18 protein-coding genes are annotated in these 23,188 nt (G+C 73.8%); 6 read left to right on the top strand and 12 right to left on the bottom strand.

The features are described 5' to 3' along the window. The 9 genes from SCA03_RS32240 to SCA03_RS32200 form a co-directional block, all read right to left on the bottom strand. Window positions 1-628, bottom strand: a 628-nt coding sequence (locus SCA03_RS32240) for a pyruvate dehydrogenase E1 component-related protein (RefSeq protein WP_503827394.1), incomplete at its 3' end; no start/stop codon positions are given. A gap of 368 nt (window positions 629-996) precedes the next feature. Further along, complete coding sequence (locus SCA03_RS32235) at window positions 997-1,650, bottom strand: GntR family transcriptional regulator (RefSeq protein WP_030887536.1); 654 nt, start codon at window positions 1,648-1,650, stop codon at window positions 997-999. Window positions 1,651-2,017: 367 nt separating this feature from the next. Then, window positions 2,018-3,784 carry a 2-oxoglutarate dehydrogenase, E2 component, dihydrolipoamide succinyltransferase gene (gene sucB / locus SCA03_RS32230; protein WP_141275811.1) on the bottom strand — a complete coding sequence of 589 codons (1,767 nt, stop codon included), beginning with the start codon at window positions 3,782-3,784 and terminating at the stop codon, window positions 2,018-2,020. Between the two features lie 126 nt (window positions 3,785-3,910). Next, window positions 3,911-5,299 carry a dihydrolipoyl dehydrogenase gene (gene lpdA, locus SCA03_RS32225; protein ID WP_030881584.1) on the bottom strand — a complete coding sequence of 463 codons (1,389 nt, stop codon included), beginning with the start codon at window positions 5,297-5,299 and terminating at the stop codon, window positions 3,911-3,913. Between the two features lie 379 nt (window positions 5,300-5,678). Then, on the bottom strand, window positions 5,679-7,238 hold the full coding sequence (locus SCA03_RS32220) for a leucyl aminopeptidase (RefSeq protein ID WP_086815470.1): 1,560 nt from the start codon (window positions 7,236-7,238) through the stop codon (window positions 5,679-5,681). Window positions 7,239-7,563: 325 nt separating this feature from the next. Beyond that, a complete protein-coding gene (locus SCA03_RS32215; protein ID WP_086815471.1) occupies window positions 7,564-8,382 on the bottom strand; it encodes an adenosylcobinamide-GDP ribazoletransferase in 819 nt (272 codons plus the stop codon). A gap of 11 nt (window positions 8,383-8,393) precedes the next feature. Beyond that, entirely contained in the window at window positions 8,394-10,229 is a 1,836-nt protein-coding gene (locus tag SCA03_RS32210) for a phosphatidylglycerol lysyltransferase domain-containing protein (protein ID WP_078873190.1), read from the bottom strand. Window positions 10,230-10,400: 171 nt separating this feature from the next. Further along, entirely contained in the window at window positions 10,401-11,537 is a 1,137-nt protein-coding gene (locus SCA03_RS32205) for a nicotinate-nucleotide--dimethylbenzimidazole phosphoribosyltransferase (RefSeq protein ID WP_030881597.1), read from the bottom strand. A gap of 112 nt (window positions 11,538-11,649) precedes the next feature. Continuing rightward, complete coding sequence (locus SCA03_RS32200) at window positions 11,650-12,867, bottom strand: bifunctional adenosylcobinamide kinase/adenosylcobinamide-phosphate guanylyltransferase (protein ID WP_030881599.1); 1,218 nt, start codon at window positions 12,865-12,867, stop codon at window positions 11,650-11,652. Between the two features lie 83 nt (window positions 12,868-12,950). Between SCA03_RS32200 and SCA03_RS32195 the strand changes: the two genes are divergently transcribed. Then, on the top strand, window positions 12,951-13,172 hold the full coding sequence (locus SCA03_RS32195) for a hypothetical protein (RefSeq protein WP_030881603.1): 222 nt from the start codon (window positions 12,951-12,953) through the stop codon (window positions 13,170-13,172). Between the two features lie 6 nt (window positions 13,173-13,178). Here the strand turns inward: SCA03_RS32195 and SCA03_RS32190 are convergent, their stop codons facing one another. The 3 genes from SCA03_RS32190 to SCA03_RS32180 form a co-directional block, all read right to left on the bottom strand. Beyond that, window positions 13,179-14,672: a M1 family metallopeptidase gene (locus SCA03_RS32190; protein ID WP_086815472.1), complete on the bottom strand. Its 1,494-nt coding sequence runs from the start codon at window positions 14,670-14,672 to the stop codon at window positions 13,179-13,181. 163 nt (window positions 14,673-14,835) lie between these two features. Continuing rightward, window positions 14,836-15,567: a class I SAM-dependent methyltransferase gene (locus SCA03_RS32185; protein ID WP_030881610.1), complete on the bottom strand. Its 732-nt coding sequence runs from the start codon at window positions 15,565-15,567 to the stop codon at window positions 14,836-14,838. Further along, complete coding sequence (locus tag SCA03_RS32180) at window positions 15,564-16,160, bottom strand: DUF3043 domain-containing protein (RefSeq protein ID WP_030881613.1); 597 nt, start codon at window positions 16,158-16,160, stop codon at window positions 15,564-15,566. Before SCA03_RS32180 ends, SCA03_RS32185 begins: the two co-directional genes overlap by 4 nt. A 250-nt stretch (window positions 16,161-16,410) precedes the next feature. Between SCA03_RS32180 and SCA03_RS32175 the strand changes: the two genes are divergently transcribed. The 5 genes from SCA03_RS32175 (at window position 16,411) to SCA03_RS32155 (ending at window position 23,093) form a co-directional block, all read left to right on the top strand. Beyond that, window positions 16,411-17,217, top strand: a complete 807-nt coding sequence (locus SCA03_RS32175) for a PspA/IM30 family protein (protein WP_078873192.1) — start codon at window positions 16,411-16,413, stop codon at window positions 17,215-17,217. A gap of 43 nt (window positions 17,218-17,260) precedes the next feature. Next, the gene (gene pspAA / locus SCA03_RS32170) at window positions 17,261-17,539 is read left to right on the top strand and encodes a PspA-associated protein PspAA (RefSeq protein WP_030881619.1); all 279 of its coding nucleotides are present in this window, start codon (window positions 17,261-17,263) and stop codon (window positions 17,537-17,539) included. Between the two features lie 120 nt (window positions 17,540-17,659). Further along, window positions 17,660-19,051 carry a sensor histidine kinase gene (locus SCA03_RS32165; RefSeq protein ID WP_086815473.1) on the top strand — a complete coding sequence of 464 codons (1,392 nt, stop codon included), beginning with the start codon at window positions 17,660-17,662 and terminating at the stop codon, window positions 19,049-19,051. After that, on the top strand, window positions 19,048-19,734 hold the full coding sequence (locus tag SCA03_RS32160; protein WP_030881624.1) for a response regulator: 687 nt from the start codon (window positions 19,048-19,050) through the stop codon (window positions 19,732-19,734). Before SCA03_RS32165 ends, SCA03_RS32160 begins: the two co-directional genes overlap by 4 nt. Before the next feature lie 203 nt (window positions 19,735-19,937). Next, window positions 19,938-23,093, top strand: coding sequence for an efflux RND transporter permease subunit (locus tag SCA03_RS32155; RefSeq protein ID WP_030887509.1), 3,156 nt, complete (start codon window positions 19,938-19,940; stop codon window positions 23,091-23,093). The last annotated feature ends 95 nt before the right edge of the window (window positions 23,094-23,188 follow it).

Raw genomic sequence — 23,188 nt, 5'->3', positions numbered from 1 at the left:
TGGGGCCCAGGCCCATGGAGACGGTGGGGAACTCCCACAGCCAGGGCAGCCGGCGCGGGTGCGGATAGGACGGTAGGCCGGAAACGGGGCCCCCGCCGGCCTCCTGGCGGAAGCGGTCGAGGTGCGCCTCGGTCAGCCGGCCGTCGAGGAAGGCGCGGGCGTAGATGCCGGGGGAGGCGTGGCCCTGGACGTACAGCTGGTCACCGCTGCCGTCGCCCTCCTTCCCCTTGAAGAAGTGCTGGAAGCCCGTCTCGTACAGCCAGGCGGCGGAAGCGAACGTCGCTATGTGGCCGCCCAGGCCGTACCGGCTGCCGCGGGTGACCATGGCGGCGGCGTTCCACCGGTTCCAGGCCGTGATCCGCGACTCCATCGCCTCGTCCCCCGGGAAGGCGGGCTCGGCGGAGGTGGGGATGGTGTTGACGTAGTCCGTCTCCAGCAGGCCGGGCACGGCCAGGCCGCTGTCCTGCGCGTGCTCGACGGTGCGCCGCACCAGATAAGCGGCTCGGTCGCCGCCCGCGTGGGTGGAGACGGCGTCGAGCGACTCTCGCCACTCGGCGGTCTCCTGGGGATCGCGGTCCGGGAGCTGGTCGAGCTCGCTAGGCCGCTGCGGGCGTACGGGATCGGGCATGGTGGCCACCTTCCGGACGTGTGGGCCCCTCGGACGGTGCCTGGGGGACAGTTGTGCGGGTGGGTTGAGACCCTGACGGGCAGGACAGGGGGCACCCAACAGAGCGACCTTACGCCCCTGATCGATGATCGATCAAAGGTCGGGAAGGGAAAAAGCGCCCGCACAGCGAAATTGGCATTCCGTGCCCTGAAATAGGGCACTCCGTGTCAGCCTATGGGGCCCGGTGCGCGGCGCACGTGTGCCGCGGACCCGCCGTGAGGGACCCGGCGCGCTGCCCGGCGTCCGGTCGGATGGATCGCTGCCCTGCGTCCGGTCGGACGGGCCGCTGACCGGCGTCCGGTCGGGTGGGCCGCTGACCGGCGTCAGGGTCAGGCGGGCCGCTGTCCCAGGACCGCACCGCGGGGCGCCGGCGCGCACCCCAGCACATGCGCCTTCACCAGCGGGCCGATGTCCGCGTCCCGCCGCTCGATCGCGGCCAGCACCGCCTCGTGCTCCTCGGCGTACGACTGCTGCACCGTGCCCAGCCAGCGGATCGACAGCGCCGTCCACACCTCGATGCCCATGCCCTCCCAGGTGTGCAGCAGCACGCTGTTCCCCGAGGCACGCACCAGCTCCCGGTGGAAGGCCACCGTGTGCCGCACCTGGGCCTCGCCGTCCTCCCGCCGGTCCGCCTCGTACAGCGCCTCCACGTGCGGGCGCAGCGCCGCGACGTCGCCGTCCAGCCGGGGCACCGCCAGCTCGGCGGCGATCTGCTCCAGCCCGGCGCGCACCGGATAGATCTCGTCCAGGTCGGCGGCCGACAGCTCGCGCACCCGCACGCCCTTGTTCGGCGCCGACTCGATCAGCCGCAGCGCCTCCAGCTCGCGCAGCGCCTCCCGGACCGGCGTCTGGCTGACCTCCAGCTCCACCGCGATCCGCCGCTCCACGATCCGCTCCCCCGGCTTCCAGCGACCGCTGACGATCCCCTCCACGATGTGTTCGCGGATCTGCTCGCGCAGCGACTGGACGACGGGCAGGGTCATGAGTGCGCTCCTCGACGGAGACAACGGGGGCTCCTAGACGATACGACCTGACCCGGCACCCGGTGCCACTGCGGATGGTGAGGGATCCGTCACCGTGACGTGTCCCGCCCCCGAACTCCCCCTGCTCCCACGGCATTCGGCCGCCCCGGGCCGCCCCCGTCACCGCGGCGGCCCGTCCCCGTCCGGATCCGCCCGCACACCTGCTCCGGCTACGCGCACCGACGTACGAGGCGCTCGACACCCGCGTCCTCGCGCCCGCCGGACGGCGCGGCACGCGGGCACTCGGTACGACGGCGGCGCCCCGCCCGGCCGGAAAGCCGGGCGGGGCGCCGCCGTCGAAGAGCCGGGCTCCGCGGAGCCGGAGGGCTCAGAGGCCGAGTTCGGTCTCGAACTCGCCGGCCTCCAGGATCTGCTTGACCGTCGTCAGGTAACGGGCCGCGTCGGCACCGTCGACCAGGCGGTGGTCGTAGGAGAGCGCCAGGTACGTCATGTGACGCACGGCGATGGTCTCGCCCAGCTCCGGGTGCTCGATGACGACCGGCCGCTTGACCGTGGCGCCGATGCCCAGGATGGCGACCTGGCCGGGCGGCACGATGACGGTGTCGAACAGGGCGCCGCGCGAACCGGTGTTGGAGACGGTGAACGTCGCCCCCGCCAGGTCGTCCGGCGTGATCTTGTTGCCGCGGACCTTGCCGGCCAGGTCGGCCGTCTGCCGGGAGATACCGGCGATGTTCAGGTCACCGGCGTTCTTGATGACCGGGGTCATCAGCCCCTTCTCCGAGTCGACGGCGATGCCGACGTTCTCGGTGTCGAAGTAGGTGATGGTGCCCTCGGCCTCGTTGATCCGGGCGTTGACGGCCGGGTGGGCCTTCAGCGCCTGGACGGCGGCCTTGACGAAGAACGGCATCGGCGAGAGCTTCACGCCCTCACGCTGCGCGAACGCGTCCTTCGCCCGGGCCCGCAGCTTCATGATCTTGGTGACGTCCACCTCGACCACGGAGGTCAGCTGCGCCTGCTCGTGCAGGGCCTTCATCATGTTGTCGCCGATGGCCTTGCGGATCCGCGGCATCTTGATCGTCTGACCGCGCAGCGGCGACGCCTCCAGGGCCGGAGCCTGCGGAGCGGCCGACGGCGCCGGGGCGGCGGCCGGGGCCTGCGCCTTGGCGGCCTCGGCGGCGGCCAGGACGTCCTGCTTGCGGATCCGGCCACCGACACCGGTGCCCTGGACCGACGCCAGGTTCACACCCTGCTCGGCGGCGAGCTTGCGCACCAGCGGGGTGACGTAGGCGCCCTCGTTCTCCACCGCGGCCGGTGCCGGGGCGGGAGCCGCGGGAGCCGGGGCGGCGGTCGGCGCGGGCGCCGGGGCGGCCGGCTGTGCCGGAGCGGCCGGGGCCTGCGGGGCCGGGGCGGGCTCGGGCGTGGCGGGCTGCGCCGGGGCGGGAGCCGGAGCCGGGGCGGGCTCGGGCTGCGCCTGCGGGGCCGGGGCCTGCGGGGCGGGCTGCGCCGCGGGGGCGGCACCGGCCGCGCCGATGACGGCCAGCTTGGCGCCGACCTCGGCGGTCTCGTCCTCGCCGACGACGATCTCCAGCAGGGTGCCGGCGGCGGGGGCGGGGATCTCGGTGTCGACCTTGTCGGTGGAGACCTCCAGCAGCGGCTCGTCCTCGGCGACCTCCTCGCCGACCTGCTTGAGCCAGCGGGTGACGGTGCCCTCCGTGACGGACTCGCCCAGCGCGGGCAGGACGACGTCGGTGCCCTGCGCGGAGCCGGCGGCGGGTGCGGCGGCCGGCTCGGGCTGCGCCGGGGCGGGCTCGGCGGCCGGCTGGGCCGGGGCGGCCGGGGCCTGCTCGGCCGGGGCGGGCTGCTCGGCGGCCGGGGCGGCGGCGGGGGCCGCGCCGGAGCCGTCGTCGATGACGGCCAGCTCGGCGCCGACCTCGACGGTCTCGTCCTCAGCGACCTTGATGGAGGAGAGGGTGCCGGCGGCGGGGGCGGGGATCTCGGTGTCGACCTTGTCGGTGGACACCTCCAGCAGCGGCTCGTCGGCCTCGATGTGCTCGCCCTCGGCCTTCAGCCACCGGGTGACGGTGCCCTCGGTGACGCTCTCGCCGAGCGCCGGCAGGGTTACGGAAACCGGCATGGTTCCTGGTGCTCCTAACGGTGGTTCTCCCGGCTTCTCCGGGCCGCCCGCCGCCCGCCGGAGCGGGGGCCGGGACGCCGGGAGCGCGGGAAGTGCGGATGTGTCGCGCCCTGGTGGGTTCGGCGGTCAGTCGTGGGCGTGCAGCGGCTTGCCGGCCAGCGCCAGGTGTGCCTCGCCGAGCGCCTCGGTCTGCGTCGGGTGGGCGTGGATGAGCTGGGCCACCTCGGCCGGCAGCGCTTCCCAGTTGTAGATGAGCTGGGCCTCGCCGACCTGCTCACCCATGCGGTCACCGACCATGTGGACGCCGACCACGGCACCGTCGCGGACCTGGACCAGCTTGACCTCACCCGCCGTGCGGAGGATCTTGCTGCGGCCGTTGCCCGCCAGGTTGTACTTGAGGGTGACGACCTTGTCGGCGCCGTAGCGCTCCTTGGCCTGCTCCTCGGTGAGGCCGACGGAGGCCACCTCGGGGTTGCAGTAGGTCACGCGCGGCACACCGGCGTAGTCGATCGGCACCGGGTTCAGGCCGGCCAGCCGCTCGGCGACGAGGATGCCCTCGGCGAAGCCGACGTGCGCGAGCTGGAGCGTGGGGATGAGGTCGCCGACGGCGGAGATCGTCGGGACGCTCGTGCGGCAGTACTCGTCGACGGTGACGTAGCCGCGGTCCATCGCGACCCCGGCCTCCTCGTACCCCAGGCCCTCGGAGACGGGGCCGCGGCCGATGGCGACCAGCAGCACCTCGGCCTCGAACTCCTTGCCGTCGGCCAGGGTGACCTTCACGCCGTCGTTCGTGTACTCGGCCTTGTCGAAGAAGGTGCCGAGGTTGAACTTGATGCCGCGCTTGCGGAAGGAGCGCTCCAGGAGCTTGGAGCTGTTCTCGTCCTCGATGGGCACCAGGTGCTTGAGGCCCTCGACGACGGTCACGTCGGCGCCGAAGGACTTCCACACGGAGGCGAACTCGACGCCGATGACGCCGCCGCCCAGGATGATCGCGGACTTCGGGACCCGGTCCATGACCAGCGCGTCGTCGGAGCTGATGATGCGGTCGTGGTCGATGGTCAGGCCCGGCAGGGTCTTCGGCACGGAACCGGTCGCCAGCAGGATGTGGCGTCCCTCGTAGCGCTGGCCGCCCACGTCGACGGAGGTCGGCGAGGACAGCCGGCCCTCACCCTCGACGTACGTCACCTTGCGCGAGGCGACGAGACCCTGGAGGCCCTTGTACAGGCCCGAGATCACGCCGTCCTTGTACTTGTGCACGCCCGCCATGTCGATGCCCTCGAAGGAGGTCTTGACACCGAACTCGGAGCTCTCGCGGGACTGGTCCGCGATCTCACCGGCGTGCAGGAGCGCCTTGGTCGGGATGCAGCCCCGGTGCAGACAGGTACCGCCCACCTTGTCCTTCTCGATCAGGGCGACATCCAGACCGAGCTGTGCGGCGCGAAGGGCAGCGGCATAACCGCCGCTACCGCCTCCGAGGATCACTAGGTCGAAAACGGTGCTGGCGTCGTTCGCCACGTCACGTCCTCCATGCATGGGTACGCCGGAGCCGGTCTCCTGTGACCGGGCGGCTTCTAGGTTCGGCCGCTACTTGCTTGCTCGGCCCTGGTCTCGGCTTATCGCAAGCCGCGCGGGGGCCCTGTCCTGCCGGTGACCCATCTTCGCACTTGTTCCCGGAAACCGGGACGCGGGGCCGGGTACGCCCGGGCGTGCGGGCCCGCGCCGACGGCGGCGTGCACCGTCGTGCGGCCCGCTCCCGACGGGCGGTTGCCTCCCGGTGGCACCGGGTGCCGCCCGGAGGCGGCGCGTGCTGTTCGCCCACAGCGATCGCGCCGCCCCCGGGCGGGCGGCCCCGACGTCCCGTGCCGGTCTCCGGTCTCCCGTCCCCCGGCGGGCGTCAGCCCAGCTCGCCCTCGGCGGTGCGCTCCACGAGCCGGATCAGGGTGCGCACGCCGGAGCCGGTGCCGCCCTTGGGGGTGTAGCCGAAGGGGCCGCCCTCGTTGAAGGCGGGCCCGGCGATGTCCAGGTGGGCCCAGACGGTGTCCTCGGAGATGAACTCCTCCAGGAACAGTCCGGCCGCCAGGCCGCCGCCAGCGCGCTCGCCGACGTTGGCGATGTCGGCGACGGGGGAGTCCATCGCCTTGCGCAGGTGCGTGGGCAGCGGCATCGGCCACGCCTCCTCACCGGCCTCCTCGGCGGCCTCGTGCAGCCCCTCGCGGAAGTCGTCGTCGTTCGACATGATCCCGAAGGTGCGGTTGCCGAGCGCGACCATCATGGCGCCGGTCAGCGTCGCGATGTCCACGACCGCGTCCGGCTCCTCCTCGCAGGCGCGGGCGAGCGCGTCGGCCATCACCAGGCGGCCCTCGGCGTCGGTGTTGAGCACCTCGACGGTCTTGCCGCTGTACATGGTCAGCACGTCGCCGGGGCGGGTGGCCGAGCCGGACGGCATGTTCTCGGCCAGCGCCAGCCAGCCGGTGACGTTGACCTGGAGGCCCAGCCGGGCGGCGGCGGTGACGGCGGACAGCACGGCGGCGGCGCCGCTCATGTCGCACTTCATCGTCTCGTTGTGACCGGCCGGCTTGAGCGAGATGCCGCCCGAGTCGTAGGTGATGCCCTTGCCGATCAGGGCGACGGTGCGCTCCGCCTTCGGGTGGGTGTGGGCGATCCGGACCAGCCGCGGCGGGACGGCGGAGCCGACGCCGACGCCGAGGATGCCGCCGAAGCCGCCCTTGGCGAGCGCCTTCTCGTCCAGCACCTCGAAGGCCAGCTCGTGGTCCTTGGCGACGGCGCGGGCGCGGTCCGCGAAGGTCTTCGGGTTCAGGTCGTTGGACGGGGTGTTGATCAGGTCGCGGGCGCGGTGCACCTCGTCCGCGAGCACCTGGGCGCGCTCGGCGGCGGCCTTGTGCGCCTTGTCCCGCGGCTTGGCGCCCGCGACGGCGATCTCGGCGAGCGGTGCCGAGGTGTCCTTGCCGGACTTCGCCTTGCCGTTCTTCTTCCCGCGGAAGGCGGTGAAGGAGTACGCGCCCAGCAGGGCGCCCTCGCTCACGGCGGCGACGGCCTCGGCGTCCTCGACCGGCAGCGCGAGCACGGCCTTCTTCGAACCGGCGAGCGCGCGGGCGGCGGCACCGGCGGCGCGGCGTAGCGTCTCCGCGTCGAACAGCTCGTCCTCGTCCGGCAGTTCGCCGAGGCCGACGGCCACCACGAGCGGCGCCTTGACGCCCGCGGGCGCCGGGAGCTTGGTGACCTCTCCCTCGCCGCCGCTCGCGCCGAGCGTCTCCAGCGTCGCGGCGAGCTTGCCGTCGAACGCCTTGTCCACGGCCTCGCCACCGGGAGCGACCACGACGGCGGTCCTGGCCTTGTCGGCCTTCCCCGCCTTGTCGCTCTTGGCGACGCCGACGACGACGGCGTCCGCGCGCAGTGCCGCCGCGGACGAGGTGCTGAGAGTCAGTGCAGACACGGTGGGAGAGACCTTCTTCCTGAGAGGTTCGCTGACAACCGGCCGTTCGCGAGGTTCGCCTACGGCTCCGTACGTTCCGGGCATGGTATGCCCGCCTCGTCCCCTCCCGTTCGGGTGCCCGGGCCGTGCACGGGGCCGCGGGCGTCCTCCCCGCCGCCCCGGACAGGCGGTGTGTGCGCGCCCGACGCCGGACCGGTTCCCGGTGGGACGGCGTAACCGACGGTACCCGCAGGGGAGTTGACGCGCCGCCGGAGCGCGGCATTCCCCCCGGCCTCCCGTGCGGTCCGGCCGCCGGCCCGGTCCACGGGCGGGCACAGCCCCCGGTTCACAGGAGGGTGAGGACGACGAGTGCGACGGTGCCGGCCGTCTCCGTCACGGCGCCGAGCACATCGCCGGTGACACCGCCGAACCGGCGGACGCAGTGCCGCAGCAGCGCCTCACCGGCGGCCGGACCCAGCACGGCGCCCGCCGCGTACAGCGCAGCGCCGCCCGCGCCCTGCGACAGCCCGGCGCAGGCCGCGAGGACGACGACGGTGCCGACGGCCGCGCCGGCGGTCCCGCGCGGCACCGTGCCGGCGACCGCCGCGCCCAGACCCTCCGGACGCGCGGCCGGCACCCCGTCCCGGCAGGCCGGAGCCAGCGCGGTGCGGGCCACGACGGCGCCGACGGCGAACCCGGTGGCGCCCGCGGCCCAGCTGTGCGCGTACAGCCCGGCCACCGCCGCCACCTGGCCCAGCAGCACCAGGACCAGCGTGAGGACGCCGAACGGGCCGATGTCGGAGCGCTTCATCACGGCCAGCGCGCCCTCGGCCGGCCTGCCGCTGCCCAGCCCGTCGGCGACATCGGCCAGCCCGTCCAGATGCAGGCCCCGGGTGAGGACGGCGGGCACCGCGACGGTGGCGACGGCCGCCAGCAGCGGGCTCGCGCCCAGCACCAGCAGCACCCCGCCCACGGCCGCCGCCGCACCGCCCACCACGAGCCCGGCCAGCGGCGCGCACACCATGCCGTACCGGGCCGCCGGGCGGTCCCAGCGCCGGACCTGCACGGGCAGCACCGTGAGCGTGCCGAAGGCGAACCGCACACCGTCGGCGAGCGTGGGCCCGGTGGCGGGCGCGGAACCGGGAGCGGGGGAGTCGGGGGACATCGGCGTGCAGATTACCCGCGGGTGCGGCGCAGCAGGCGGGGCGGGGAGGGCAGATCGAGGAAGCCCTCGGCCCGCGCACTGGCCAGGCCGATCCTGGGCAGCTCGCTGGACTTGGCGAACAGGATGAACCTCGGCTCCCACACGGGGCGGTACTTGGCGTTGGCGCGGTACAGCGACTCGATCTGCCACCAGCGCGAGAAGAAGCTCAGCAGCGAGCGCCACAGCCGCAGCACCGGCCCGGCGCCCAGCTGCGCGCCCCGCTCGAAGACGGAGCGGAACATGGCGAAGTTCAGCGATATCTGCCCGACGCCGACCTCGCCGGAGCGTTGGATCAGCTCCAGCACGGCGAACTCGATCAGCCCGTTGTCGGCTTCCCGGTCGCGGCGCATCAGATCCAGCGAGAGGCCGCGCCGGCCCCACGGCACGAACGACAGCAGGGCACGCGGCCGGCCCTCGGCGTCGTGGCACTCGACCATCACGCACTGCCCGTCGGCCGGATCGCCGAGGCGGCCGAGCGCCATGGAGAAGCCCCGCTCGGTCTCCCCGTCCCGCCAGGCGTCGGCGTGCCGCATCAGCGCGGTCATCTCCTCGGCGGGGATGTCCGCGTGCCGGCGCACCCGCACCGTGTATCCGGCCCGCCGCACCCGGTTGTACGCCTGCCGCACATTGCGCATCGCCCGGCCCTCCAGCGTGAACTCGCCGGTGTCGACGATCGCTTCGTCGCCCAGTTCGAGCGCGCTCAGCCCGTGCCGGGTGTAGACCGTGCCCGCCGTCTCGCCCGCGCCGATGACCGCGGGCACCCACGCGTGCGAGCGCGCCTCGGCCAGCCAGGCGTCGATGGCGCCCGGCCATGCCTCCGGGTCGCCTATCGGGTCGCCGGAGGCGAGCGAGACCCCGCCGACGACGCGGTAGGTCACGGCCGCCTTCCCGGACGGCGAGAAGATGACGCTCTTGTCCCGGCGCAGCGCGAAGTACCCCAGCGAGTCGCGCTCCCCGTGCCGTTCCAGCAGCGCGCGCAGCCGCTCCTCGTCCGCCGGGCTCACCGGGTCCGTGGCCCGCCGGGAGCGGAACGCGGCCCACAGCACCAGCAGAAGCAGCAGCGCCGCCGTCACGTTGATGAACACATCGACCCAGCCGGGGATGGCGATGCCGTCCACCCGGTCGTCCGTGCCCGCGATGAACACCAGCCGGGCGAGCGCGTAGCTCAGCCGCACGCCCAGGTCCGAACGCTCCTCGACGGGCGACTCGTTGGTGACGGTGACCAGCAGCGTCGCCAGCGCCGTCGCCACCAGCAGGCCGCCCAGCGCGACACCGGCGGCGAGCTTCGGGTTCGAGCGGTCGCCCTTGGCCGTGAACTCCCGGCGTGCGACGGGCAGGGCGGCGACGAAGAGCGCCGTCACCGCCAGCGAGAACCAGTTGAACGGGTGGGCGCGGAACTCCGGCAGCAGCGCCATCACACAGCTGTACAGCGCCAGGACGAGCAGCCCGAAGACGAGGTTGAGCAGCCAGGCGGCCCGTTTGCGCCGGCGCATCGTCACCGCGAGGACGGCCGTGAACAGGGCGCCGGTGAACCCCGCCGCCACCAGGTGGGGGGTGAAGAAGTCCCCGTCGTTGTGGCGCTTGAGGTCCTGGCCGAAGGACACCCAGACGGCACCGAGCAGATCGACGCAGACGGCGACGCGCAGATACCAGACGGTGAGCCGGGCCGCGCCCCGGCTCAGCCGGCCCGAGCCGCGCCGACCGCCGCACGGCACCACGCCCGGCGGCTCGTTCCGGCCGGCGGGCCGGGCGCCGTCCGGGGCGGTGCCGGGGGAGCGGTGCGGGAGGAGGGAGGTCTTCTGTGACATACGGAGATACCTGACGGAGCGGAATGGGCGGGAAGCACGCTGCTCCCGCCTTCAGCAGACGTGTACCGACCCGTCCGGGTTGCTCCGTTGCCGCACCCGCTCACCGGTTCGCCCGGTGCCGCCGCAGGGTGAGAGCCCCCGAGCCCCCCCTCGTCGCGGCGTCCCGGCCCGTCAGGTGGCGTCGAGCACACTCTCCCCGTCGGCGCGTCCGGCGGGTTCGGACGGGCCGGCGCCGTCCGGCCCGTCCTCGCCGTCCGCCGGCCGCTGCGGCAGCTCGGCGGCGAGCGCCCCCGCGGCGCGCACCAGCGGCAGGGCCAGCAGCCCGCCGACGCCTCCGCCGACGGCGACGCCCTGCTCCAGCAGCGGATCGAGCGCCATCCGGTCCAGCGCCCTGGTCTGCGCGGGCTCGCCGCCGGCCTGCCCGGCCAGCCACCAGTCGGGCGCGCGGAAGGCGATCCGCTGGGCGACCAGGGCGCACGCGGCGGAGACGACGCCGTCGAGGATCACCGGCGTGTGCCGGACGGCGGACTGGAGCAGGAAGCCCGTCATCGCCGTCAGATCGGCGCCGCCCACCGTGGCCAGCAGCTGGAGCTGGTCGCCCAGGACGGGGCGGGCGCGGCGCAGCCCGTCGCGGATGGCGGCGCACTTGCGCATCCACGTCAGATCGTCGATGCCGCTCCCGCCGCGGCCCGTCACCACGGAGGCGTCCGTTCCGCACAGCGCGGCGACGAGGGTGCCGGCGGCCGTCGTGCCGCCCACGCTCAGATCGCCGAGCACGACCAGGTCCGTGCCCGCGTCGGCCTCCTCGTCGGCGACGGTCATCCCGGCGCGGAACGCCTCCTCCGCCTCCTGGAGGGTCAGCGTGTCCTCGATGTCCAGCCGGCCGCCGGAGCGGCGCACCCGGTGCCGGGTCACCTCGGCGGGCAGCTGCGCGGGGTCGCAGTCCAGCGCCATGTCGACCACCCGCAGCGGGACGTCGAACTGCCGCGCGAGGACGGCGGCGGGGGAGGCGCCGTCCAGCGCCTCGCGCACCAGCGCGTGCGCGTCGCCCGCCTCCCGCGTGGAGACACCGAGCCGGGCCACCCCGTGGTCACCGGCGAAGACCACCAGCCGGGGCGCCGCGACCGGCCGCACCGGCACCCGCGCCTGGGCCGTGCCCAGCCACTCGCCCAGCTCGTCGAGCCGCCCGAGCGCCCCGGCGGGCAGCCCGGTACGCGCCCGGCGTTCCTCGGCCTCCCGGCGCAAACCGCCGTGGGGACGCTCGATGCGGTCGGAGAAGTCGTCCAGATCCAGGCTGCGCTCGCTCATGTCCGCGAAGCGTACGTGACGCACCACACCGGAGCCGACCGGTCACCCGGGACCGGTTCCGCCCCACGCCCACCGGGCGCCCGCCCCGCCCCCGGCGTCCCGCGCGGCCGGATCAGCGCAGCGGGCGCGCCACCCCCGCGACGGTCAGCACCACCTGCTCGCACTCGGCGGCGAACGCCGCGTTCAGCCGCCCCAGTTCGTCCCGGAACCGCCGCCCCGCCGGCGTCGCCGGCACCACCCCGGCGCCCACCTCGTTGCTGACGGCCACGACCCGCCGCCGGGTGCGGCGCACCGCCGCGACGAGTGCCGCCACCCGCTCCGCGAGACGCCCCGCGCCCTCCCGCGCCCACAGGGTGTCGTCCCACGCCTCCACCTCGTCCATCGCGTGCGTCAGCCACAGCGACAGACAGTCGATCAGCAGCGGCGGACCGTCCGCCGACAGCAGCGGCACCAGATCGCAGGTCTCCTCCGTGCTCCACGAGGCCGGCCGCCGCTCCCGGTGCTCGGCCACCCGCGCACCCCAGTCCGGGTCGCCCTCGCGGGTCCCGCCCGTCGCCACGTAGACCACGCCGGGGAACGCCGCCAGCCGGCGCTCCGCCTCCACCGACTTGCCCGAGCGCGCCCCGCCGAGCACCAGCGTGCGGCGCGGGATGTCCGGCACCGCGTGGTACTCGCCCACCGTCAGCGTCGTACCGTCCGGCTCGGCCCGGGCGCCCGCCGTCGCCAGCCGGCGGTGCAGCTCCGGGCCGGGCGCCCCGCCGTGCGCCTCGTGCCCGAGGTGCACCGCGAGGACGTCCGTCGTCGCCGTCACGATGCCCGCGGCCCGCAGCCGGGCCAGCGCGTCCGGCCGGCCCAGCACGTCCATCAGCACCATGTCGCAGACGGGCGTCTGCTCCCCGTGCGCCCCGCCCTCGCCGGCCGGGCCCGCGCCCGGCGGCAGATACAGCAGCCGCTCCCCGTCCGGCCCCGTCACCAGGTACCCGGTGCCCGGCGCGTCCAGCGCCAGCGCCAGCACCCGGTGCCCGCTGATCAGCGCCAACTCCTGCCGGTCGGGCACCCGCACCGGCGCGGGCAGCCCCGCCGGCACCTCCAGCGCGGGGCCGTCGTGCGGATGGGAGAGCAGCACCTGCCGCACACCGCTCAGCGACTGCCCGGCCCGGGCCGCCGCGAGCGCCGGCCCGGGCGTCAGGTCCAGCAGCAGTGTGCCGTCGACCAGCACCGCGGTGGCGGCCCGTGCCTCGTCGCCGACGGCGCGGGCGCAGCGGGCGCAGGGACAGTCGGGCAGCGGGAGTCCGGACGGTGCTCCGGTGCCGAGCAGAGTGAGTTCCACGCCCCGATCGTCTCGTGACCTGCCGCGCACCGCGCACAGGGGACTACGCTTCCGGGAGCAACTGACGATCTCGGGAGGGTCAGATGGCGTGGACGTGGCGGTTCGAGAAGGCCGACGGCACGGAGACGGAACCGGCCGTCCGCCCCGAGGAGTTCCCCACCCAGTCGGACGCCGAGTCCTGGATCGGCGAGGTGTGGAAGGAACTCCTGGAGGGCGGCGCCGACCAGGTCACCCTCCAGGAGGACGGCACCACCGTCTACGGCCCGATGAGCCTGCACGCCGAGGAGAAGCTCACCGACGACTGAGGCCGCTCACGCGCTCCAGTCCGGGTGGCCCGGCATCTTCGGCAGCTTCGTCGAGTACAGCCAGGAGTGCAGGAACGGCTTCAGGTCCTGGCCCGCGACGCGGCTCGCGAGCCGGACGAACCCGGCGGTGCTTCCGGTGCCGTCGCGGTTCTCCCGTACCCAGGCCCGCTCGATGTCCTGGAAGGTCCGCTCGCCCACCTTCTGCTGGAGCGCGTACAGCGCCAGCGCCCCGCCCTGGTAGGCGCCCCAGCCGTAGGGCGCCCTGTCCCGCGGCTCGAACGCCTCGCGCCGCGGCGCCGCGACCGGGCCGGAGGCACGCAGCTCCTTGTTCGCGCGCTCGTAGGCGTTGCGCATGGCCTTCTCCAGCCGCGTCCCGTGCTCGGCCTGGCTCCACAGGTACTGGTAGAGGACGGCGTGGCCCTCGCTGAGCCACAGATCGCTCCAGCGGTGCGGCGAGACGCTGTTGCCGAAGTACTCGTGGACCGCCTCGTGCGCGAGGACGCCGTCCGTCCCGTTCTCCTGCATGCCCTGCGCCGTCAGCTGGTCGGCGGGCATCAGCGCCAGCGACTGGGTCTCCAGCTCCCCGCCGGCCGGGGTGGCGTAGACGCCGTAGGTGCGCTGCGGGAACGTGCCCAGCCGCCCGGTCAGGAACTCCAGGATCCTCGGCACGGTCGCGTCGAGCTGCGGCAGGATCTTCCCGGCCTGGTCGCGTGGCACCGCGTGCCGCAGCCGGACGCCGTGCGGCCCCTTCCGCTCGACGACCCGGAACGGCCCCACGCCGATCTGGAGCAGCTGAGTGGCGAGGGCCTGCCGGGTCTCGAACCGCCGCTCGGTCCAGCCGCCCGCGCTGCGGCTGGAGGTCTGCTCGCCGTTGGCGATCGTGCCGAAGCGGGAGGGCGCCGTGACGGTGAGCGTGGCGGGCGCCTTCTGCGCCGGATGGTCGGCCAGCGCCGCGATCCGGTGGGCGCCCGAGGGCTGGGCGGCCGTCTGCACGAACCCGCCGTACCGCACCATCCCGTACGCGGACGTGCCGAGCTTCGCGGCCTCCTCGGCCGTCGGCACCTTCGCCCCGACCCGCACCCGCACGGTGAAGCCGGCGCCCTCGGGCAGGTCCTCCGGCGGGGTGATCCGCAGCTCCTCGCCCGACCGCGACCAGTGCGCCGCCTGCCCGTCGACCCGCACCGAGCGGACCTCCGTCCCCGTCAGGTCCAGGTTGAACCGGGAGAGCGCCCGGGTGGCCCGGGCCTTCAGGACGGTGGTGGCCGTGTAGGACTTCAGGTCCTCGGCGAAGCGCATGCCGAGCGCGTAGTGGCGGACGTCGTAGCCGCCGTTGCCCAGGCCGGGCTGCACGGAGTCGCCCAGCCCGGCGGCGCCCGGGCGGGCCGGTGCGTCGGCGGGGGAGGCCGAGGCGGCGGTGCAGGCCGTCAGCCCGAGGACGACCGCGGTGGCCGTGGCGCCGAGCCCGGCCCTGGACAGTGCGTTGCTGCGCGAACGAGACATGGCCCGAGCCTCGCCCGGGAGCGCGGGCCCGGGGATCGGCCGCCCGGCCGGTTCCCGGCCCCGGCCCCCGGCCGAAAGGACGATCCCGGCCGGTCAGGGCCGGAAGCGGGGGCCGGGGCGGGCCGTCGGGAGGCTGCCGGGCCCGGCCGGGTGGCCGGGCCGCTCACTCGGCCGCCGCTCCCCGCGTCTGCCGGACGCCGAAGAGATGCACCAGCGCCGCGATGTCCCGGTACGGGGACTGCCGCCCGGCGCGTTCCTCGGTGGCGAGGAGCCGCTCGTCCAGGGGGTGCGCCGGGTCGGCCGCGGGGGCGTCGGCCCGCTCGCGGCTGAATACGTCCACGCCGTACCACCGCTCCAGCGGGGCGCCGATCCGGCTGAGCAGCTTCTCCAGCGTCTCCCGGCGCAGCCAGCGCTCCTCGTCGCCGGGTTCGGTGAGCGCGGCCTGCGCCGCGGTCCAGTCCCCGGCCAGGCCGGGGCCCATCGCACGGGCGGTCACGTTGGGGATGACCACCGACAGCAGCCCGCCGGAGTCCAGCACCCGCGCGAGCCCCGCCAGGGTGCTCTCGGGGTCCCGGGCCGAGGTGAGCGGGCCGTGGCAGAGCACGACGTCGAAGGTGCCGGGCAGGAAGTGGACGCCCGTGTCCTGGCCGGTGCCCGCCATGACACGGCAGCGCTCACGTATGCCCTCCGGCTCGTCCTCCAGCGCCCCGCGGACGAGATCGAGCAGGGCGGGGTCGGATTCGAGGCCGGTCACCTGGTGTCCCGCGCGGGCCAGCCGCAGGGCCTGGGTGCCTTCGCCCAGGCCGATGTCGAGTACCCGGAGCCGTCGTCCCACCTCGAAGTGCGCGGCGAGGCGCTCATCGAGCTGTCGGGCGACCAGCTCCTGCCGGATCAGGGCTTCTCGCCGCGGGCGACCTGCGGCTTGGGCAGGCGCATGCGGCGGAACTGGAGGGTCCGCATCAGGGCGTAGGCGACGGCGCCGCGCTTGGGCTCGTCCGGGTAGCGCTCGCGCAGCCGCTTCTTGAGCCGGATGGAGATCCCGACCGAGTCGATGACGATCAGCAGCATCAGCGCGAGCCACAGCAGCATCGACAGCTGCTTGAGCAGGGGCGAGGACAGCATCCCGAGCACCAGGATGATCACGGCCCCGGGCAGGAAGAACTCCGCGACGCTGTACCGGGCGTCCACGAAGTCGCGGGCCAGCTTGCGCACCGGGCCCTTGTCCCGCGCGGGCAGATAGCGCTCGTCGCCGCTGGCCAGCGCCTCGCGCTGACGCGCCATGTCCGCACGGCGGGCCTCGCGCTGGCGCCGGGCCGCGTCCTTGCGGTTCGTCGGCGCCGTCGCGAGCGTGCGGCGCTGTGGCTGCGCCTCGCTGCGCTTCGGGGTCGGGCGGCCCTTGGGGGCCTGCGGGTCGCGGGGCTGTCTGGGCTCGGCGGCGGCCTGCTGGGGCTTCGCGGCCTGCCCTTCCTTCGAACGGCTTCGGAACACGCCTCAAGGGTACGGTGTGGCCGCGAGTGGCCCCCAGCCCCTGCGGGAACCCGGTGGGGAACCGGCCGGGAGCCCGGCGGCTTCCGGGCGTCCGCCTACTCCCTGCGCCGGAGAGGCCGGGGTGTCGATCGTTCTCCAGGAGGAGCGCATCCGTGCCCGGACAGTGCGTCAATGGAAGAAGGCCCCGTACCCTGGGGTCTGAAGATGTGCCGAGGGCTTGAGTCCGTTACGAAGGGGGCGCGCGAGGCCCATGAGCGGTGTCATGAAGCGTATGGGAATGCTCTTCCGCGCGAAGGCCAACAAGGCCTTGGACCGGGCTGAGGACCCGCGCGAAACGCTGGACTACTCGTACCAGAAGCAGCTGGAGCTGTTGCAGAAGGTCCGCCGGGGTGTGGCCGATGTGGCCACCTCGCGCAAGCGGCTGGAGCTCCAGCTCAGCCAGCTCCAGGGCCAGTCCACCAAGCTGGAGGACCAGGGCAAGAAGGCGCTCGCGCTCGGCCGGGAGGATCTGGCCCGCGAGGCGCTCTCCCGCAGGGCCGCGCTCCAGCAGCAGGTGACGGACCTGGAGAGCCAGCACCAGACCCTCCAGGGCGAGGAGGAGAAGCTGACGCTCGCGGCGCAGCGCCTCCAGGCCAAGGTCGACGCCTTCCGGACGAAGAAGGAGACGATCAAGGCCACCTACACCGCGGCCCAGGCACAGACCCGTATCGGCGAGGCGTTCTCCGGCATCTCGGAGGAGATGGGCGACGTCGGCATGGCCATCCAGCGTGCCGAGGACAAGACGGCACAGCTCCAGGCCCGCTCCGGCGCGATCGACGAGCTGCTGGCCTCCGGCGCGCTGGACGACCAGTCGGGCATGGCCAAGGACGACATCACCGCCGAGCTGGACCGCCTCTCCGGCGGCACCGATGTGGAGCTGGAGCTCCAGCGGATGAAGGCCGAGCTGGCCGGTGGCACCTCCGGCAACGGACAGCAGGCCATCGAGGGGGGCGCGGGCCAGGAGGGCTCGCAGAAGGCGCAGGACCCCCGGGAGGCACCGCGCTTCGACAAGCAGTGATCTCCCACCCGCAGTGTTCCGTGGCCCACCGAGGGAGAGCGTCATGATCGTGAGGATCATGGGGGAAGGCCAGGTGAAGCTCGACGACAGTCACTTCGCCGAGCTGAACAAGCTGGACGACGAGTTGCTGGCCGAGGTGGAGGGCGGTGACGAGGAGGGCTTCCGCCGCACCCTGGGCGCCCTGCTCGACGCCGTGCGCCGGCTCGGCAGCCCCCTGCCCGCCGATGCCCTGGAGCCCTCCGAGCTGATCCTGCCCGCTCCGGACGCCTCGCTCGACGAGGTGCGCGGGATGCTCACCGACGACGGACTCATCCCCGGCTGACCGCGCCCTCCGCCCTTCCGGCCCCTCGCCCCCGTGCGTCCGCGCGGGGAGCCGGTACGGCCGGGTGCAGCCGGTGCAGCCGGTACGGGCCGCTGTGGGGCCCGGCACGGCGGGCTTACGGTGCCTGCTGTGAACCTCCGCGAATTCCGTGCGCGACTGGGCGCGCACCCGTATCTGGTGGATCTGCTGGTCGCGGCCGGCACCTTCGTGTGCATCCTGACCGGTGCCGCCACCGAGCCGCACGGGCCCGGCGGCTCGCCGCAGTTCGGGCAGCGCGAGGTGAACGCCCAGACGGTGGTGCTCGCGCTGCTGGCCTGCGGGGTGCTCACGCTGCGGCGCCGGTTCCCGCTGCCGGTCCTGGTGCTCACCAGCCTCGTCTCCGTCGCCGCGCTGCTGCTGGACCCCACCTCGGGGGCGCCCTCGGACCGCCGCGCGCCGCTGGTGTTCGCCGCCGCGATCGCGCTGTACACCGTCACCAACTCCACGGAACGGCCCACGAGTCTGCGGGTCGGCGGGCTGACCGTGCTGGCGCTGACCGGCGCGGGCATGCTGTTCGGCGCCCGGCCCTGGTACGCACAGGAGAACCTCGGCATATTCGCCTGGACGGGCATGGCCGCCGCCGTCGGTGAGGCCGTGCGCAACCGGCGGGCCGTCGTCGCCGCGATCCGGGAGCGGGCCGAACGGGCCGAACGCACCCGCGAGGAGGAGGCCAGGCGCCGGGTGGCGGAGGAGCGGATGCGGATCGCGCGGGAGCTGCACGATGTCGTCGCGCACCACATCGCGCTGGTCAACGTCCAGGCCGGGGTGGCCTCGCACGTCATGGACCAGCGTCCCGACCAGGCGAAGCAGGCGCTGGCGCATGTGCGGGAGTCCAGCCGGCACGCGCTGAGCGAGTTGCAGGCGACGGTCGGGCTGCTGCGGCAGTCGGGCGAGAGCACGGCGCCCACCGAGCCGGCGCCCGGGCTGGCGGTGCTGGACGAGCTGGTGGCCTCCTTCCGGCGCACGGGGCTCGACCTCACGGTGCGGGCGCCCGCGCTGGAGCGGCCCGGCGGCCCGGCGCTGCCCTCGGCCGTCGATCTGACCGCCTACCGGGTGGTCCAGGAGGCGCTCACCAACGTCCAGAAGCATGTGGGCAGCGGAGCCCGGGCCACCGTCCGTATCGACCGCGCCCCGGGAGAGCTGGAGGTCACCGTCGTCGACGACGGGGCGGGCGGCCCGCAGCGGACCGGCCGGGGCGAGCAGAGCGAGCAGGACGCACACGGCGAACACCACGAACGCCACGAACACCACGAACACCACGAGCACCGCGAGCACCACGAACGCGACCAGCGCGGTGAACACGGCCAGTCGGGCGGTGAGCGGTCCGGTGGTGGCCACGGGCTCGTCGGAATGCGGGAGCGCGCCGCCGCGCTGCACGGAACGTGCGAGACCGGGCCGCTCCCGGGGGGCGGTTTCCGCGTCCACGTACGGTTGCCGCTCCGGACCCCGCCGCCGAAGGAGACCTCCGCATGATCCGTGTCGTACTCGCCGACGACCAGGCGCTGTTGCGCAGCGCGTTCCGGGTGCTCGTCGAGTCCGAGCCGGACATGGAGGTCGTGGGCGAGGCGGCCGACGGGGACGAGGCGGTCGCACTCGTGCGGGAGCGCGGTGCGGACGTCGTGCTCATGGACATCCGGATGCCGGGCAGCGACGGGCTGGAGGCCACCCGGGCGATCAGCGCGGACCCCGGGCTGAGCGCGGTGAAGGTCGTCATCCTCACCACGTTCGAGGCGGACGACTACGTCGTCGGGGCGCTGCGTGCCGGGGCCGCGGGCTTCCTCGGCAAGGGCGTCGAGCCGGACGAACTGCTGGACGGCATCCGGACGGCGGCCCGGGGCGAGGCGCTGTTGTCCCCGGCGGCGACGAAAGGGCTGATAGCCAAGTTCCTCGCACAGGACGGCGGTTCACCCGGCGCGGGCGAGCCGCTGCCCGGCGCCCGGCAGCTGGACGGGCTGACCGGGCGGGAGCGCGAGGTGCTCACGCTGGTGGGCGCCGGGCTGTCCAACGACGAGATCGCGGCCCGCCTCGACGTCAGCCCGCTCACCGTCAAGACGCATGTGAACCGCACCATGGCCAAGCTCGGGGCCCGCGACCGGGCGCAGTTGGTGGTGGCCGCCTACGAGAGCGGGCTGGTGCGGCCGGCGGCCGGGGCCTGACGGGCGCGGCCGGGCGGGGAGTACGGGGGATGACGTCCCGGAGGAGTAGCGCGTACTGCGTGCGCAGTATCCGGGGCCCGGCAGAAGGGGACCTGGGGCGGAGAGATGGGCGCCGTGCGTGCGCGAAGGTGTAAGCGGCACCAGGTGTCTGCCCGTGCAGGCGGCACCCGCACCACCCTTTTCCGAGAGAGAGACCGCCCACCATGTCCTGGCTGTCCCGCCTCAGCCTCGTCCAACGCGGGCTGATCGGCCTGATGGCGATCGTCGCGATCGTCTTCGGCGTCATATCCGTACCGCAGCTCAAGCAGCAGTTGCTGCCCTCCATCGACCTGCCCATGGTCTCGGTGATCGCGCCGTACCAGGGGGCTTCCCCGGATGTCGTCGAGAAGCAGGTCGTCGAGCCCCTGGAGGACAACATCCAGGGCGTCGACGGCGTCACCGGCGTCACCTCGACCGCCAGCGAGGGCTCGGCCGTCGTCATGGCGCAGTTCGACTACGGCGACACCTCCGACCGCACCATCTCCGAGATCGAGCAGGCGGTGAACCGCGCCCGCGCGAAGCTGCCGCAGGATGTCGATCCGCAGGTGGTGTCCGGTGGTACCGACGACATACCGACGGTGGTGCTCGCCGCCTCCGCCAAGAACCGCGACCAGCAGTCGCTGGCCGACGCGCTGGACACCTCGGTCGTGCCCGTCCTGAAGGACATCAAGGGCGTCAGCCAGGTCACCGTCGACGGCGTGCAGGACCAGGTCGTCTCGGTCACCCCGGACGCCCGGAAGCTGGCCGCCGCCGGGCTGTCCCCCGCCGACCTCAGCAAGGCCCTGGAGGCGGGCGGTGCCTCCGTGCCGGCCGGCTCCTTCGACGAGGGCGGCAAGAGCAGGACGGTGCAGGTGGGCGAGGGCTTCACCTCGCTGAAGCAGATCGAGGCGCTCGGTGTCCCGGCCAAGGGCGCCGGCGGCGCCGTCACCGTCGGGGACGTCGCCACCGTCCGGCAGGTGCCCGACCAGGCCACCTCGATCACCCGCACCAACGGTGAGCGCAGCCTCGCCGTCTCGGTGACCATGGACAACGACGGCAGCGCCGTCGACATCTCCGACGCGGTGCAGGACAAGCTGCCGCAGCTGAGGGACGACCTGGGCAAGGGCGCCGAGCTGACGGTGGCCGCCGACCAGGGTCCGCAGGTCTCGAAGTCCATCAGTTCGCTGACGACCGAGGGCGCGCTCGGCCTGGTCTTCGCCGTCGTCGTCATCCTGGTCTTCCTGCTGTCGCTGCGCTCCACGCTGGTCACGGCGGTCTCCATCCCGCTGTCGGTGGTGCTCACGCTGATCGTGCTGTGGACGCGGGACCTGTCGCTCAACATGCTCACCCTGGGCGCGCTGACGATCGCGATCGGCCGGGTCGTCGACGACTCGATCGTCGTCCTGGAGAACATCAAGCGGCACCTCGCCTACGGCAAGGAGCGGCAGACCGCGATCCTGGACGCCGTCAAGGAGGTCTCCGGCGCGATCACCTCCTCGACGCTGACGACGGTGGCGGTCTTCCTGCCGATGGCCTTCGTCGGCGGCATGGTCGGCGCCCTGTTCGGCGGCTTCTCGCTCACCATCACCGTCGCGCTGCTCGCCTCGCTGCTGGTGTCGCTGACGGTCGTGCCGGTGCTGTCGTTCTGGTTCCTGCGCGCGCCCAAGTCGCTGGCGGGGCTGTCCCCGGACGAGCAGCGCCGCCGCTCCGAGGAGAAGGAGGCGCGCAGCCGGCTCCAGCGCATCTATGTGCCGGTGCTGCGGTTCGCCACCCGTCGCCGGATCACCAGCGTCGTCATCGCGCTGGCCGTGCTGGTCGGCACGTTCGGCATGGCGCCGCTGCTGAAGACGAACTTCTTCGACCAGGGCGAGACCCAGCAGCTCACCGTCAACCAGGAGCTGGAGCCGGGCACCAGCCTCGCCGCCGCCGACAAGCAGGCCAAGCGCGTCGAGAAGATGCTGGAGGGCGTCGACGGCATCGAGGACTACCAGGTGACCGTCGGCTCCGCCGGCATGATGGCGGCCTTCGGCGGCGGTACGGACGCCAACCAGGCGTCGTACCAGATCAAGTTGAAGGAGGACGCGGACAGCGACAAGGTCGAGGACGCCGTCACCAAGGGCCTCGACGGGCTGGGGAAGGCCGCCGGCGACACCAAGGTCTCCGCGGGCGACGGCTTCGGGAGCCAGGATCTGAGCGTCGTCGTCAAGGCGGGCGACGAGGGCGTGCTGAAGAAGGCGTCCGAGCAGGTACGCGGCGAGGTCGCGAAGCTGGACGACGTCACCGATGTGCAGTCCGACCTGTCGCAGTCGGTGCCGCGGATCTCCGTCACGGCGAAGGACGCCGCCGCGCGCTACGGTCTCTCGGACGCGGCGCTCGGCCAGGCCGTCGCCCAGGCGGTCAACGGCTCCAAGGCGGGCAAGGCCGTGCTGGACGACACCGAGCGCGACATCGTGGTCCGCTCGCCCGAGCCGGCGACGACGGTGGCCCAGCTGAAGAAGCTGCCGCTGGGCAAGACCACGCTCGGCGAGGTCGCCGATGTGCGTACCGTCGAGGGCCCGGTGCAGATGACCCGGATCGACGGCGCCCGCGCGGCGACGATCACCGCCAAGCCGACCGGTGACAACACCGGCCAGGTCGGCACCGAGCTCCAGTCGAAGATCGACTCCCTGGATCTGCCGAAGGGCGCGACCGCCGAGATCAGCGGCGTCTCCGAGGACCAGGACGAGGCGTTCACCCAGCTCGGGCTGGCCATGCTCGCGGCGATCGCGGTGGTCTTCATGCTGCTGGTGGCGACGTTCCGCTCGCTGATCCAGCCGCTGATCCTGCTGGTGTCGATCCCGTTCGCGGCCACCGGCGCGCTGGGTCTGCTGGTCGCCACGGGCACCCCCATGGGCGTCCCGGCGATGATCGGCATGCTGATGCTGATCGGCATCGTCGTCACCAACGCGATCGTGCTGATCGACCTGATCAACCAGTACCGCAGGCAGGGTTACGGCGTGATCGAGGCCGTGATCGAGGGCGGCCGGCACCGGCTGCGGCCCATCCTGATGACGGCGCTGGCCACGATCTGCGCGCTGACCCCGATGGCCCTCGCGGTCACCGGCGACGGCGGGTTCATCTCCCAGCCGCTCGCGGTCGTCGTGATCGGCGGCCTGGTCACCTCGACGCTGCTGACGCTGCTGCTCGTGCCGACGCTGTACGCGATGGTCGAGCTGCGCAAGGAGCGCCGGGCCGCCAAGAAGGCAGCGAAGCGCGGCGGTTCGGACGGCCCCGGGGACGGCCCCGCGCAGACGGCGGCCCCGGACGCGCCGGAGCCCGAACCGGCGGGCGCCGGCCGCTGAACACCGGGGCCCGGCCCGACCCGTGGGGGGTCTTCGGCCGGGCCCCGGCTCCCGCACCGGCGCGGCGGCCGGACGGCAGTGCGCGCCGTCCGGCC

This window comes from Streptomyces cacaoi, assembly GCF_006539165.1.
Taxonomy (GTDB): Bacteria; Actinomycetota; Actinomycetes; order Streptomycetales; family Streptomycetaceae; genus Streptomyces; species Streptomyces cacaoi.
The sequence above is the reverse complement of the archived record's forward strand: the minus strand, read 5'-3'. Positions and strand labels throughout refer to the sequence as shown.